At 61.7% G+C, this 15,083-nt stretch carries 10 protein-coding genes, 1 tRNA gene and 1 pseudogene; 7 read left to right on the top strand and 5 right to left on the bottom strand.

Annotation, left to right across the window (positions count from 1 at the left end):
• The first annotated feature begins 16 nt into the window (after positions 1–16).
• The 3 genes from QHC67_RS00980 to QHC67_RS00970 are packed head-to-tail and all read left to right on the top strand — an operon-like array spanning position 17 to position 3,176.
• Positions 17–1,873 carry an acetyl/propionyl/methylcrotonyl-CoA carboxylase subunit alpha gene (locus QHC67_RS00980; RefSeq protein ID WP_319289969.1) on the top strand — a complete coding sequence of 619 codons (1,857 nt, stop codon included), beginning with the start codon at positions 17–19 and terminating at the stop codon, positions 1,871–1,873.
• A complete protein-coding gene (locus QHC67_RS00975) occupies positions 1,873–2,325 on the top strand; it encodes a MaoC family dehydratase (protein ID WP_319289967.1) in 453 nt (150 codons plus the stop codon). Before QHC67_RS00980 ends, QHC67_RS00975 begins: the two co-directional genes overlap by 1 nt.
• Entirely contained in the window at positions 2,322–3,176 is an 855-nt protein-coding gene (locus QHC67_RS00970; protein ID WP_319289966.1) for a CoA ester lyase, read from the top strand. The genes QHC67_RS00975 and QHC67_RS00970 overlap by 4 nt, the downstream gene beginning before the upstream one ends.
• A gap of 124 nt (positions 3,177–3,300) precedes the next feature.
• Here QHC67_RS00970 and QHC67_RS00965 read toward each other — a convergent pair.
• Positions 3,301–3,376, bottom strand: a tRNA-Val gene (locus tag QHC67_RS00965).
• Positions 3,377–3,448: 72 nt separating this feature from the next.
• The gene (locus QHC67_RS00960) at positions 3,449–4,576 is read right to left on the bottom strand and encodes a winged helix DNA-binding protein (protein WP_319289964.1); all 1,128 of its coding nucleotides are present in this window, start codon (positions 4,574–4,576) and stop codon (positions 3,449–3,451) included.
• A 289-nt stretch (positions 4,577–4,865) separates the two neighbouring features.
• Here QHC67_RS00960 and QHC67_RS00955 point away from each other — a divergent pair, with 289 nt between their 5' ends.
• From QHC67_RS00955 to QHC67_RS00945, 3 genes and pseudogenes are all read left to right on the top strand, one after another.
• Positions 4,866–5,834: an aspartyl protease family protein gene (locus QHC67_RS00955; protein ID WP_319289962.1), complete on the top strand. Its 969-nt coding sequence runs from the start codon at positions 4,866–4,868 to the stop codon at positions 5,832–5,834.
• Positions 5,835–5,935: 101 nt separating this feature from the next.
• Entirely contained in the window at positions 5,936–6,634 is a 699-nt protein-coding gene (pdeM, locus tag QHC67_RS00950) for a ligase-associated DNA damage response endonuclease PdeM (RefSeq protein WP_319289960.1), read from the top strand.
• A 168-nt stretch (positions 6,635–6,802) separates the two neighbouring features.
• Positions 6,803–9,627, top strand: a pseudogene (locus tag QHC67_RS00945) (TonB-dependent receptor).
• 45 nt (positions 9,628–9,672) lie between these two features.
• Here QHC67_RS00945 and QHC67_RS00940 read toward each other — a convergent pair.
• A complete protein-coding gene (locus QHC67_RS00940; RefSeq protein ID WP_319289958.1) occupies positions 9,673–10,371 on the bottom strand; it encodes a YggS family pyridoxal phosphate-dependent enzyme in 699 nt (232 codons plus the stop codon).
• On the opposite strand from QHC67_RS00940, the gene QHC67_RS00935 reads away from it, so the two are divergent.
• Complete coding sequence (locus QHC67_RS00935; RefSeq protein ID WP_319289956.1) at positions 10,370–10,954, top strand: thiamine phosphate synthase; 585 nt, start codon at positions 10,370–10,372, stop codon at positions 10,952–10,954. The genes QHC67_RS00940 and QHC67_RS00935 overlap by 2 nt on opposite strands.
• A 35-nt stretch (positions 10,955–10,989) precedes the next feature.
• Here the strand turns inward: QHC67_RS00935 and QHC67_RS00930 are convergent, their stop codons facing one another.
• Positions 10,990–13,401, bottom strand: a complete 2,412-nt coding sequence (locus tag QHC67_RS00930; RefSeq protein ID WP_319289954.1) for a ligase-associated DNA damage response DEXH box helicase — start codon at positions 13,399–13,401, stop codon at positions 10,990–10,992.
• A 286-nt stretch (positions 13,402–13,687) separates the two neighbouring features.
• On the bottom strand, positions 13,688–15,070 hold the full coding sequence (gene pgmG / locus QHC67_RS00925; RefSeq protein WP_319289952.1) for a phosphoglucomutase/phosphomannomutase PgmG: 1,383 nt from the start codon (positions 15,068–15,070) through the stop codon (positions 13,688–13,690).
• Positions 15,071–15,083: the final 13 nt, after the last annotated feature.

The following is a 15,083-nucleotide window of genomic DNA, read 5'->3' as shown; positions in this document are numbered from 1 at the left end:
GATGGAGAGTGACCCTGTGATCAAAAGTCTTCTCATCGCGAACCGCGGCGAAATTGCCCGGCGTATCATCCGGTCGGCCAAGCGTATGGGCGTGCGGACGGTTGCGGTCCATTCCGATGTCGATGCAACAATGCCGTTTGTCCGGGAAGCGGACGAAGCCGTCTGTATCGGAACGGCCCTCGCCAAGGACAGCTATCTCAGGCAGGATCGCCTCCTTGAGGCTGCAAAGGCAACGGGGGCCGAGGCCATCCACCCAGGCTATGGCTTTTTGTCCGAGAATGCCGAGTTCGCCGAAGCAGTCGTCGCCGCGGGGCTGATCTGGGTCGGCGCACCTCCCGCAAGCATACGGGCAATGGGACTGAAAGATGCCGCCAAGCAGCGCATGATTGCCGCTGGCGTGCCGGTGACGCCCGGATATCTCGGCGAGGATCAGACACCCGAGCGGCTGCAGCGTGAGGCCGATGCGATTGGCTATCCGGTGTTGATCAAGGCCGTCGCGGGTGGCGGCGGAAAGGGCATGCGCAAGGTCGATGCGGCCACGGAGTTTGCCGAGATGCTGGCCAGTTGCAAGCGCGAAGCCGCCGCTTCCTTCGGTGACGACCGCGTCCTTATCGAGAAGTACATCCTCTCGCCTCGCCATATCGAAGTGCAGGTGTTCGGCGATACCCAGGGCAACGTCGTCCATCTGTTCGAGCGCGACTGCTCGCTTCAACGCCGGCATCAGAAGGTTATCGAGGAAGCCCCCGCGCCCGGCATGGACCCCGCCACGCGCGCAGCGATATGCGAGGCAGCGGTCAAGGCAGCGCGGGCCGTCGACTATGTCGGCGCCGGCACTATCGAATTCATCGCAGACGGCTCCGAAGGACTGAGGCCCGACCGCATCTGGTTCATGGAGATGAACACCCGGCTCCAGGTCGAGCATCCGGTGACGGAAGCGATCACCGGGCAGGACCTCGTCGAGTGGCAGTTGCGCGTGGCGGGCGGCGAGCCCCTCCCCAGGAACCAGGACGAACTGTCCATTAACGGCTGGGCGATGGAGGCGCGCCTTTATGCCGAAAACCCGATTAGCGGCTTCCTGCCGTCGACCGGACCGCTCGACAGGCTGCGTTTTCCCGATAGCGCGCGCATCGATAGCGGCGTCGAGGAAGGCGGTAGCGTGACACCCTTCTACGATCCGATGATCGCGAAGATCATTGTCCATGCCGAGAGCCGCAGACAGGCCGCACACGCGCTTTCCGAGGCCTGTGCAGGCGTTCAAGTGTGGCCGGTCAAGACCAACGCCGCCTTCCTAGCCCGGGCCGCACGTCACCCGGAGTTCGTGGCGGGACATGTCGATACGGGCTTTATCGAGCGCCACGCCGAAACACTGATCCCGAGCGGTGAGCCATCCGAGGCCGTGCTTCAGGCGGCTGCCCTGTCGATCGTGCCGCCGCGCTCGGCCGATCCTTGGTCGGCGCTCCAGGGATTCCGGAGCAACGCCGCGCCCGATCGGCGCGTTGAAGTCGAAGTGGCGGAGATGCCGTACCTCGTCGCGCTCAACATAATGCCTCAAGCGCTTCCGCAATCAAACGACGTCCTGTTCACCGATGGCGAAGCATGGTCCTTCGGGCAGCGCCGGGCCGATCATGCGGCGGGCGGAGCAGCTGCCGGTGACGGCGCCATTCTCGCACCGATGCCGGGTCGCGTCATCGCCGTAGCGGTGGAACAGGGGGCGACCGTCAGCAAGGGCCAGCGCCTCGTCGTGCTTGAGGCGATGAAGATGGAGCAGGCCCTGGTTGCTCCTTTCGACGGGGCCGTGGCAGAGTTGAAGGTCGAAGAAGGGGCGCAGGTGTCCGAGGGAACGCTGCTTGTCCGTATTGAGGGAACAGCCTGATGGCAGGACGATACTACAACGAATGGACGGTCGGTGACCGACTGGCCCACGATATTCGCCGAACCGTCACTGAGACAGATAACCTTCTGTTTTCGACGATGACGCACAATCCGCAGCCGCTCCACCTCGACATAGAGGCTGCCAAGGCGAGCGAATTCGGCCAGATCCTCGTCAACGGCACCTTCACTTTCGCACTCATGATCGGTTTGTCGGTCGGCGACACCACCCTTGGCACGCTGATAGCCAATCTCGGCTACGACAAGGTCGTCATGCCTAGCCCGGTCTTCATCGGTGACACGCTGCGGGCCGAGACCGAGGTGGTAGCCCTCAAGGAGAGCAAGTCCCGTCCGACAGCCGGCATCGTGACATTCCAGCACATGCTGCTCAACCAGCGGGACCAAGTCGTCTGCCAGTGCCTTCGCTCTGCCCTGCTGCACCGGAAAGCGGCGTGAGGTTGCGCTCCCTGCTCTTCGTGCCCGGCGACAGACCGGAGCGCATGGAAAAGGCAGTCCACCTGGGGGCCGACGCCCTGATCCTTGATCTTGAGGATTCCGTTGGCGGCCCCCGAAAACTATTCGCCCGAGAGGCCGTCAGAGGCTTTCTGGAGATCACCCCGCGGCCGATCCCGCTCTTGGTCCGTATCAACCCGATGGATTCGGAGTTCGTCGAGGCAGATCTAGATGCCGTGGTCGGTGCCGCGCCCGATGGGCTGATGCTTCCCAAGGCTGAGGGTGCAGTTTCGGTGTCGACTTTGCTTGGTCGCCTTGCCGCCCGCGGGGCACACCCTCTACCGATTCTCCCAGTCGCCACGGAAACGCCGGCGGCCATCTTCGGGTTGGGAAGCTATGGCGAGGTTGCAGACAATCTATGCGGCTTGACGTGGGGCGCCGAGGATCTCCCCGCGGCGATCGGCGCAGCAACGAGCCGGGAGCCGGATGGCCGATTTACCCCCCCCTACGAGCTTGCGCGATCGCTGACCTTGTTCGCCGCGCACGCCGCGGGGACGGAGGCGATTGAAACCGTATATCCTGCAATCCGCGATCTCGATGGTCTCGCCGCCTATGCCGCCAGAAGCGCACGTGACGGCTTCACCGGAATGATGGCAATCCATCCCTCTCAGGTGCCCGTCATCAATCACGCGTTCGCCCCTTCGCCGGAAGCAGTCGCTTCGGCACGGGCAATCGTCGATGCCTTCGCGGCCGCACCTGGGGCGGGAGCACTCCAGCTCGACGGGAAGATGATCGATGCGCCGCATCTCAAGCAGGCCCGCAAGTTGCTTGCCCGCGTCGAAGGATCCACATAAGCGCCTAACGGATCACAAGGTTATTTAAAGCAATGCTAGCGTCGCGCCAACCGCCCCGGGATCGCTGGCGTTTGCGCCTCCCGGCGATTTGCCGTTCAGGCCAGCTTCGCAAACGTCAAAAGAGTGGTGGGCGATGACGGGCTCGAACCGCCGACATTCTCGGTGTAAACGAGACGCTCTACCAACTGAGCTAATCGCCCCAAAGAGGGTCTCGCCTATCTAGGGCCGTGGCCGTGGCGGTCAAGCCGCTTTGTTGGTCTTGGTTCAGCTTCTTAATTCTCTTCTTCGGCGCGCGGCGGGACAACGGCAGCAAACCAGCGATGCACCGCGATTGCTGCCTTGTCGGATAGCGCGATGAATACTCGTCGCCCATCCTGCGTGTCTGGTCGTCGCTCGAAGATGCCGGCCTGCGTCAGGTGCCGTATCCAACGAAGCGCGGTGGTCGGCGGCACAGCGGCAGCGATGCAGAGACTCGAAACCGAGACACGCTCCCCCGAGAGGCGTGCCGCCATCAAGTCCAGGATCATGTCCCAAGCTGGATCCGCAAATAAATCCCCGCCAAAAAACTGATCGCGCAACCGCCTTGCGCGCAGCAACTCTTGTACGGTCATTGCAGTGAGCGTTCCATTGCTGTTGGCGAAGGCTGGAAAAGGTGCGTCTGATACCTCCGGCCAATCGCCGCGGTGTTTCTTCCTGAGCGCTCTGGGCTCGCGAGTAGATGATGTGCCATCCTCAAACGCGTGCGCCTGAGAGAGCCGCAGCGACTCCAGCGTCAGCGACAAACGCTGCACTTCATGGCTTAGCTGATCCAGCCTGTCATTATGCTGCTCGCCCTTACTGTCATGCAAGACCGCCGCAGCCCTGTTGTTGTGCAGGGCTTTGGCAAGCGCTTCTGCGCGCCCAGCGGGAGTGGGATCACATAACCACTGCACTGACATGTCCGTCCAGGCCTGCGGCTCCCACGCCGCAACGTGCGCATCCAGTCTGTCGAGCGTTGTTTCGATGACCAGCGCCGTTTCCTGCTCGCGCGCCAGCATAAGAAGGCGCGAAGCGAGCGCTTCGATATCGCTCTCGCCATTACTGCAGTCTAGAACGACGGCATCCACATCGACCATGGACGACAGACGCTCCACGGCCTCGGCATGCGTCACCCTTCCAAGACCTCGCGCGTCGCTCGCAGTGGCTACAGCGTCCCACGCTCCTTCTGTACTGGAGGTTATAATGAGCAGGGAACTGCGCTTGTCCCGGATCCAATCCGGCACGCAGGGAATGATGTCAGGGGAATAAACGATTGTATCGGCTGTATCTGGCGTATCGCAGCGCGATGTCATGATGATGTTCGCCATCCCAAAGTTGCGTTCGATGTCAATTCTCACACCGGCATTGGAAAGGCTACTCATGTGGATCGTTCCTTTTCATCCATTATGGAGGGCAATCCTGAACAAGCTAATCCGCGTTGAGGACATGCTTCAGTTAGCCCTCTGCCCTCGAACCGCATCTCATCCAAAGTGGATCAATCCCCAAGGTTGCGTTCCTTATATGTTCCTATCCCGCTTGTCCATCATGTTGACCCGAAGGTAAAGGGGGTTCGCCCAGCCAGCCGGGAGGATATGCCAATGCCTCATTGAGGCAAACGACATGCTGTGATATCGTTGTGCATATACAGAGCAAGGATGCAGGAGAGACGCTATGCAAGGGCTGCGGGCCCTGTTCTTAGGTCTCCTTGGCCTGCTGGTTCCCTTGCAGGCGCTGGCGCAGGATGAGCGCCCCGATGCCACCATGCTCGATCCTGCAGATCCTCCTGCTGTGGTCCGCACAGCAAGCGATCGCGACAACCGCGTAACGATACCCATTCATATCGAGGGCAAAGGTCCCTATGCTTTCGTAGTGGACACAGGCTCCCAACGCACGGTCGTGTCGCGGGAATTGGCAGACCGGCTTGCGCTGGCGGCGAATGCTCCGGTGAACGTGGTTAGTATGACCGGACTTACTCGGGTCGATACCGTCACTCTGCCGCATGTGTCGTTCGGGGCAACCTCCGTCCGCGAAATCAGGGCGCCAGTTTTCCTCGGGGCGCACCTCGGGGCGGAAGGATTGCTGGGGCTCGATGGACTGGAGTCCCGGCGTCTCATTCTCGATTTCCGCTCTGGCCGGATGGAGATTGGTCCGACCAGGCGCAGGCGCTCGCCGGAGAATGCCGACGCGATCGTCGTCACCGCCCGAAGCAAGCTCGGTCAGTTGATCCTGCTTAATTCGGACGCCGAGGGACATAAGGTCAATGTGATCCTCGATACGGGATCGGAATATAGCATCGGCAACATAGCATTGCTGAAGCGGCTGGCGCACCGAAAGAAGGGTCGTTTCTCCGGCATGGGAATGATGATGGGCGTCACTGGCGAAACCATGGAGGGACAATGGGGCACGGTCCGCGAACTGCGCATGGGCAGCTTGCGGATGATCGACTTGCCTGTGATGTTCGCGGACGCAGCGCCGTTTGCTGAACTCGGCCTGTCGAATAAGCCCGCCTTGTTGCTGGGGATCAGCGCTTTGCGCGGGTTCCAGCGGGTGGCAATCGACTTCGGCGCGAAACGCGTCGACTTCCTTCTCCCTGATCAGGGTGCCTTGAGTGGGCGGCAGTTGGCTGCCCTTGATCCCTGATCCCGCTTCGAAGAGGTTTTTGCGGCAAGCTGATTGCCTATCTAGGAAAATTGCGGCTGGCACTGGTTGAAACGGTTTCGGAGCGAGCGCATAGAGGAACAATGGTTCACCTTTCGTTCGCCGGGCACGAGTTGCATGCGCTGCCCCAGGCAGCCCTATTCTGGCCAGCCCGCGGCGCACTCCTCGTTGCCGACATGCACTTTGAGAAGGCAAGTTGGTTTGCCCGTTCGGGGCAGATGCTGCCGCCCTATGACAGCATGGCGACTCTGGAGTCTCTGGAAGCGCTGGTCGCTCACACGGGCGCGAGGGAGTTGTGGTGTCTTGGGGACAGCTTCCACGACAGCGAGGGCCCTGCCCGATTGCCAATGGATGTCCGAAAACGTCTGTCACACCTGATCAGCGGCCTGAGATGGACTTGGGTAACCGGCAATCACGATTCCGCCATGGCGAGGCTGGATGCCTTCGCTGGCCTGGGAGGCAGGATTGTGACGGAAGCGATCGTCGATGGCATTCTCCTGCGGCATGAGGCGGACGCCGATGACGCTCGTCCAGAAATTTCCGGACATTTCCACCCGAAGATCCGCTTGAGTTTGCGTGGCCGCCACTTGGCAAGAGCCTGCTTCGTAGCAAGCCGAAGAAAGATGATCCTGCCTGCCTTTGGCGCCTTCACGGGGGGGCTGGATGCACGTCATCCGGCAATCCTTCGGCTGGTCGGCGAAGAGAGTGAGGCACTGGTGCCGCTACAAAACCAGTTACTGCGCTTCCCTCTAGCGCCCTTCTCAAGACGGGGCGTCGCATAAGGTGTTTGGCCTGACGTTACGGAAACCAAAGTCATTACGCATTCGCATTGAGTAACTGTTGCATAACGGCCGCAATGTCGCACTTATGCTGTGGGTCTCTTGCCATATCCGCACGCAAACCATAGCATTACTACCTAATCTGACGTGGCAACACAGCCACGCAGCAGGATGAGGGTGCCGCACATGAAGACCATGCAATGGTTGCAAACCGTAGGATTCGCCGCGTTGATCGCGGCTGCAACGAACCCCGCTCAGGCACAGGATGCGGCCCAGACAGGCAGCGCGCCGGAGGCTGAGCCACCACGACGGAAGCTGACATAATCGTCACGGCAACGCGGCGCGCCAGTCCCTTGTCCGACGTTCCGATCGCCGTGTCGGCCGTCACTGCCCAGTCCCTCCAAAATAGCGGGGCAAGCGATATTCGCCAGTTGAACCAACTTGCGCCATCGCTGCTTGTCTCTTCGACGGGCTCGGAAGCCAATGGCTCCGCGCGTATTCGCGGCATCGGCACCGTAGGAGACAATCCCGGGCTTGAAAGCTCGGTCGCAGTGTTCATCGACGGCGTATATCGCTCTCGCACGGGCGCAGGTCTCAACGAGCTAGGCGAGATCGAACGCGTTGAAGTCCTTCGCGGACCGCAGGGCACGCTGTTTGGCCGGAACGCTTCGGCGGGTCTTTTGAACATTGTCAGCAAGAAGCCGGAGTTCGAACTCGCGGGTAATGCAGAGGTGACGTACGGCAACTATGACTACTGGCGTCTGGCCGGCCGCATCACCGGACCGCTCACCGAAGGTCTGGCCGTCAGCCTCGACGGCGTCTATTCCAAGCGGGACGGCTTCTATGACCTGATCGACAGGACCGGAAGCAAGGTAGGCGACACCAATGACCGCGACCGCTACTTCCTGCGCGGTCAGATGCTCTATGAGCCAAACGACGCTTTGTCGGTCCGCCTGATCGGCGATTACACGAACCGCGACGAAAGCTGCTGCGGCGCCGCGTTCATCGAAACGCGCGAGCGCCGTCCCGCGGGGGGCGAAAGCTATACGGTGGCCCCTTTCAACCGGATCGTGTCGATCCTGCAGGGGCAGGGCGCGGTCTTCCCTGCCGATCCCTATGATCGCGAACTCAGCATCACGGCAAGCCGCGACTATGTCAGCAAGTTGAAGGACTGGGGCGTGTCAGGCGAAGTCAATTACGACTTCGGCGGAGCGACGCTGACCAGCATCACCGCCTATCGCAATTACAAGTCGCAGGATTATGGCGACTACGACTATGGCACTGCCGATCTCCTCTATCGCGATCCCGGTACGTCTCGCCAGTTCAAGACTTTCACGCAGGAGTTGCGCCTTCAGGGCTCGGCATTTGGCGATAAGCTCGACTGGCTGGTGGGCGGCTATTTCGCAAATGAGAAGTTGGCGTTGCGCGACAATATCCGCTTCGGCGCGGACTATGGCCGCTTTGCTGCCTGTCGTCTGATGGCGGGTGCGGGTGCCAACAGCAACTTCACGCCGGCCCAACTTGCCGCATGTTCCAGCGGACTTGCCACGGCGCCGTTGGTTGCTGCGACACAGGCCAGTCTCAACGCAGGTCTAACTGCAGCCGGCCTCTCGGTGCCGCAGGCGGGCGCGATTTCCACCGGTCTCGGTAACGGCCTGCGCGCCCTCGCGGCGATCCCAAGCGGCGCAGGCGACCTGGACAACCGCTATTATCAGAACAGCCGCAACTGGGCGATTTTCACGCATAACATCTTCCACGTCACGGACCGTTTCGACGTGACGGTGGGGCTGCGCTATACGCGCGAGCGCAAGCGCTTCTCAGCCGACCTCAACAACAATAATGCGACATGCGCAGCCTTGCAAAGCTCCAGCCTGCCCATTCTAGCGACGACCCCGGCTCTGGGCTCCGCGCAGACACTGGCGGGGGGCATTCTCACCTTGGGTTGCCTTGGCAACAGCAGCACCAGCCTCAATGCGCTGGATCTCAACGACCGCATCAGCGACGGAGAGTTCTCCGGCACAGGTGTCCTGTCGTACAAGGCGACGGATGATCTCCTAGTCTACGGCAGCTACTCGAAGGGTTACAAGGCAGGCGGCTACAACCTGGATCGTTTCCAGCTTGGTTCGACTGGCCTCAACCCAGTTCCGGCCGTCTTCTCGCCGCGTTCCAACGCCGACGTGAGTTCCCTGCGCTTCGCAGCGGAAAAGGTAGATGCCTTCGAGCTGGGGCTGAAATACAACCAGCCCAAATGGAGCGTGAACATCGCTGCGTTCCGACAGGAATTCAAGAACTTCCAGCTCAACACCTTCAACGGCACCAGCTTCGTCGTACAGAACATCAACGGCTGCGACAGCGCCCTTACCGCTAGCCGCACCTGCGCCAATGACGACGTGAAGCCCGGCCTGATCAGTCAGGGTGTGGAGCTGGAACTCGCGGCTTCGCCCGTCAGGAACCTGCGCGTGACGGGCGGCTTCACTTATGCCCGCGCCAAATATGCCAGCCGTCTGGTCGGCAGTTCGAACGGGCAGGTTCCGCTGGACCCCGCGTTGTTTCTGCTTCCCGGAAACATAAACTCCAACGCGCCGCAGGCTGTCACGACCGCCAGCATCGCATGGACGCCCGAGATTGGGTCGAGCGGCCTCTCCGCCCTGTTCTATGTCGATGGGCGCATGACCAGCGACTACAACACCGGGTCCGACCTGTTTCCCGAAAAGGAGCAGGATGGCTATGCGATCTTCAATGCGCGCATAGGTATTCGCGGTCGCGACCAGCGCTGGGCCGTGGAGTTCTGGGGCCAGAACATCTTCAACTTCGGCTATGAGCAGGTCGCGTTCAGCAGCCCATTGCAGTCTAGCAGCCCCTGTACATCCAGCACCGGCCAGTTTGGAACCTTATGTGGAAGTCCGCCTGCCGCGGTGCCAATGGCGAACCAGCTGATCTCTGCTTATCTCGCCGAGCCACGCACCTACGGGATCACCTTGCGCGGCAGGTTCTAAATAGGAAAGGAGAGCCCGCCCAACGCCTCTTGGGGCGGGCTTTCCTTATGCCTTAGGGCGGCTCCCGAACAGGGCCGTTCCCACGCGCACATGCGTGGCACCGAGCATGATCGCGGTCTCATAGTCGCCCGACATGCCCATCGAGAGGCCGGAAAGTCCTTCCTCCCGTGCCATCTTGCCCAGCAATGCGAAGTAAGGGGCAGGCTCGACATCGGCGGGCGGGACGCACATCAGGCCTATCACCGGCACGTCCGCCTCTCGCGCCTGCATGATCAGCGCAGGGACGTCGGCGATGCGGCACCCGCCCTTCTGCTCTTCCGCACCGATGTTCACTTGCACGAAACAGGGTACTTGCCGCCCCGCACTCGCCATAGCCTTTGCCAGCGCATTCAGCAGCGACGGGCGGTCCAGCGAGTGGATGACATCGAAGAGCGCCACCGCATCGGCGGCCTTGTTGGACTGCAACTGGCCGACCAGATGCAGCGAAATGTCAGGCGTGGCTGCGCAAAGTGCGGGCCATTTATCCTGCGCTTCCTGCACCCGATTTTCCCCGAAAACGCGCTGGCCCGCTGCGATCAAGGGCGTGATGTCCGGCGCGCCATGCGTCTTCGATACCGCGATCAGCGTCACATCCTGCGGTTTCCGCCCCGCAAGTGCCGCAGAGCGGATGATCCTATTGCGCACCGCGGCCAGGCGCGTGGTTGCGTCGTGCGGAGGATCATTGGCAAGGCTGGCGGGGCTCATGGCGCTTGCTATAAGCGCGGGCATGCCCGTGCGTCACTGCAAAAAATTCCCAAAAGTTCCGACGGTCTGGATGATGACGGATGAACGGGTCAGCGCTGATGCGCTGATGGGGGCGCTCACCCGTCTGCCGCGCGGGGCGGGCGTGATATTCCGACATTACAGCCTGCCTCCCGCGCAGCGCCGCGCCCTGTTTGATGCGGTCCGCACAATCGTAAAAAGGCGAAACCTCGTTCTGATTCTTGCAGGATCCGCGCGGACGGCCCGTGCATGGCGCGCGGACGGATGGCATGGCCGCTCGCCGGGACCGAGCACCATGCTTCACACCGCGCCCGCTCACAATTTTCGCGAGATCAGGCAGGCCGAGCTAGCCGGAGCGCACCTCCTGTTCCTTTCGCCGGTCTTTCCCACCCGTTCTCATCCTGCCGCGCGCACGCTGGGGCCAATGCGGTTAGCAGCACTTCTACGCCAAGCCCGCCGCCCTGTCATAGCGCTTGGCGGCATGACCAAAGAGCGGTGGCCGCCGATCAAACAGACCGGCGCCACAGGCTGGGCCGCGATCGACGCATGGAGCGGCCCCGCCTGACGGCGCGCTCAAAGCCAGCCGTGTCGGCCAGCGAGTCAATCCACGCGCATCGCCTCCCGCACCAATCCCTCCGCTTCCATCAACAGAGCGTCCTCGGTTGTGCGGCTGCCCACTGCCTCGCGGCCCAGCATGATCAACGTCGGCACTGCCAGCGGGCTCACTCGATCCAGCGGGACATGCAGCATCGTGCGCGCGGCGCGATCGATCAGGTCGCCCAGGCGTCCTACATCGGTCATTCGCGCCCGCGCATCGGCCCAAGCCGCATCCATCAGCATGTGGTGGGGCTCATACTTGCGCAGCACGTCGTAGATGAGGTCGGTGGAGAACGTCACTTGCCGGCCCGTTTTCCGCTTCCCCGGATGCTGCCGCTCGATAAGGCCGCTGATCACCGCGACGTCCCGAAAAGCGCGCTTCAGCAGGCTTGATTGTTCGACCCAATCGACAAATTCGTCCGTCAAGATCGTGGGTGTAAACAGGCTCTTCGGATCAGTGACGGGTTTCAGGCTGTTGATCGCCAGCGCGTAATCGTTCGACACGAAGCCCAGAGGCATTAGTCCCAAGGCTTCCATGCGCCGCGTCAGCAACATGCCGAGCGACTGATGCGCGTTCCAGCCTGCAAAGCTGTAGCAGATGAGGTGTTCGCGGCCCTCATGGGGGAATGTCTCGACCAGCAGCTGTTCGGGCTGCGGCAGAACCGATCGCGCCTGCTGCACTTCCAGCCATTCGCGCACGTCATCGGGAAAGCGATGCCATTGCTCCGGACTCGCCAGAAACTGCCGCACGCGGTCGGCGAGACGCGTCGACATCGCCATGCGCGTGCCGCCCCAAGCCGGCATTCGGGCCGGACGGCTGGTGGCGCGGACGATCAGGTCGGTCGTGTCCATCTTCACGACTTCCAGCGCGACGCCTGCGAAGAAAAAGCAGTCCTTCGGCGCCAGCTGCGCGGCAAAGCCTTCCTCGACCGTGCCAAGCTTTCGTCCATTGGCGAAGCGCACATTCAGCACCGGCTGATCGACAATGATGCCGGCATTCAGCCGATGCTGGGCGATGAACTGCGGATGCGTCACGCGCCACAGGCCATTGGTGTCGCGCACCAGCCGCTTGAACCGATCATAGGCCCGCAATGCGTAGCCGCCGCCTTCGATGAACGAGAGCACACGGGCGAACTGTTCGTCCGTCAGTGCGCTATACGGTAGCGCGGACCGCACCTCCTCCAGCATCGCCTTTTCTTCGAACGGTCCGGCGCAGGCGACACCCATGATGTGCTGCGCCAGTACATCGAGCGCGCCGGGGCGGAAGTCATCTTCGTCGCGCTCACCGGCTTCGACTGCGTCGAGCGCCGCCCGCGCTTCCAGATATTCGAAGCGGTTGCCGGGGATCAGGATAGCCTCGCTGGGGCAATCCAGCCGGTGATTGGCGCGGCCGATCCGTTGGAGCAGGCGCGAGCTGCCCTTGGGTGCGCCCATCTGGATCACGCAATCCACGTCGCCCCAATCTACGCCGAGGTCGAGGGAAGCCGTCGCCACCAGCGCGCGGAGCTTGCCTGCCGCCATTGCGCTTTCCACCTTCCGCCGCGCCTCCCGCGACAGGCTCCCGTGGTGGATGCCGATCGGCAGGTTGGCATCATTGGAAGACCACAGTTCCTGGAAGATTAATTCGGCGAGGCCGCGTGTGTTGCAGAACACCAGCGTCGTCTTACGCCGCCCGATCTCCGCCATGACCTGCGCCGCTGCATAGCGGCCCGAATGGCCCGACCAGGGAATACGGTCTTCGGGGATCAGGATTTCGATCAAAGGATCGGCGCCCGGCTCTCCGATCACTATCTCGACCGTATCGATATCGCCGAAAGGGGCGAGCCATGCCCGGTAGGCGTCCACGTCTGCCACGGTCGCCGACAGCGCGACGCGGCGCAGAGCAGGATTGATCGCCTGCAAACGCGCCATGCACAGCGAGAGGAGATCGCCACGCTTCTGCGTCGCGAAGGCATGGACCTCATCCACGATCACGGTCTTCAAATTGGCAAACAGCAGGGCCGAGTCAGTGTAGCTCAGCAGCAACGATAGCGATTCAGGCGTCGTCAGCAGGATCTGCGGCGGGCGGACGCGTTGCCGCGCCTTGCGGTCACTGGGCGTGTCCCCCGTCCGCGTCTCCACTCGAATCGGCAGGCTCATCTCGTCTATCGGCGTGAGCAGATTACGCTGCACGTCGACCGCGAGCGCCTTGAGAGGCGAAACGTAGAGCGTGTGCAAGCCTTCAGCCGGCGTTGCAATCAAATCGGCCAGTACGGGCAGGAAGCCGGCCAATGTCTTGCCTGCGCCAGTGGGTGCCACCAACAAAGCATGTCGACCTGACTGAGCAGCGGCCAGCATTTCCATCTGGTGCCGTCTTGGTGCCCATCCTCGACTGGCAAACCAGTCCGTCAGGACAGAGGGAAGGGCAGCGAGCATCCTCCTGATATAGCTACGGAACGGCTAAGACCAAATCGCCACGCAAAGAGAGAACGTCAAAAGCAAAAAAAAGGCCGCCCCGAAGGACGGCCTGAAGTTTTAGGAGAGGATGCCTGAAAGGCCTGATCTTTGTGCATTGCAGCAGAGAATGTCGCAACTGCGAAAAACAAAAGACTGATTGCAAAAATTGCAACTAGGCTAAAAATCCAGCATTCCGTAACGTAAGTTTAAGACGCAGCCTGGAACTTTTCCCAGATTTACAGGTTTGCGGCGCCCTTTGAAGCACTTAGTGCCCCGCTTGGGGGCCCCGCTCCAGACCGGAAGCTTCAAGCTGCGAATCAATCTGGGCCAGCAATTTGTCGAGCCCGGCCTGATCCTTGGCTTCGGCCCGCGCGACCAGAACGTCCTGCGTATTGGATGCGCGGAGCAGCCACCAGCCGTCCGGCGTATTCACGCGCGCACCATCGGTATCGTTAACCGTTGCGCCGCTTTCCTTCAGCCGCGCCAGCACTTCATCGATCACGGCAAACTTGCGGCTTTCATCCACCTGGAAGCGCATTTCCGGCGTGTTGACCATCGCCGGCATTTCGCCGCGCAACTGCGTGACGCTCTTACCCAGAGCCGTAGCCGCGCGAATCAGGCGGACGGCAGCGTACAGCGCATCGTCGAAGCCGTAATATTCATGCTTGAAGAACACATGGCCGCTCATCTCGCCAGCCAGCGGGCTCCCGGTTTCCTTCATCTTCGACTTGATGAGGCTGTGGCCGGTCTTCCACATCAGCGGCTTGCCGCCCAACTCCGCCACGCGATCATATAGTGCCTGGCTTGCCTTGACGTCGGCGATGATCGTCGCGCCGGGCAGTTCCTTCAGCACCGGCTCTGCATAGATGGCGAGCAGTTGGTCGCCCCAGATCACGCGCCCCTCGCCATCGATCGCGCCGATGCGATCGCCATCACCGTCGAACGCCACGCCGAAGTCGAGCTTCTTCTCGGCAACCAAGGCCTTCAGGTCGACGAGGTTCTTCTCCTCGGTCGGGTCCGGATGGTGGTTCGGGAAATTGCCGTCCACATCCGTGAACAGCGTATAATGCTCGCCGGGGATCAGCTTGATCAGCCTTTCCACGATTGGTCCGGCGACGCCATTACCCGCGTCCCAGCCGATACGGTAGGCTGCGCCGTCGAAGCCTTCGACCAGCCGCGCGACATATCGGTCCATGATGTCGACGCTTTCCGATCCGGCGCTGCCGCCGTCCCAATCGCCGCTGGCAGCCATCGTGCCCAGCGTCTGGATGTCCGCGCCAAAGAACGGACGGTGCTGGAACACCATCTTGAAGCCATTGTAGTTGGCCGGATTATGGCTGCCGGTGATCTCGATGCCGCCATCCACGTCCAGCACGGCTTCGGCATAGTACAGCATAGGAGTCGGGCCTTCGCCGATCCGAACCGCATGAATGCCGCTCTCGTTCAGGCCCTTCACCAGCGCCGCTTCCAGAACAGGCGAGCTGACGCGGCCATCGTAGCCCACAGCGACCTTCTTGCCGCCAGCACGGCCAATCAACGTGCCGAATCCCCGCCCAATGGCGTAGGCATCCGCCTCGCCCAGGGTCTCGCCGATAATGCCGCGGATATCATATTCACGCAAAGAGGTCGGGTGGAAGCTGTGCGTCATGCGTCGTCCTGTC

It is taken from the genome of Sphingobium sp. (assembly GCF_033795625.1).
In the GTDB taxonomy this organism is placed as follows: domain Bacteria; phylum Pseudomonadota; class Alphaproteobacteria; order Sphingomonadales; family Sphingomonadaceae; genus Sphingobium.
The sequence above is the reverse complement of the archived record's forward strand: the minus strand, read 5'-3'. Positions and strand labels throughout refer to the sequence as shown.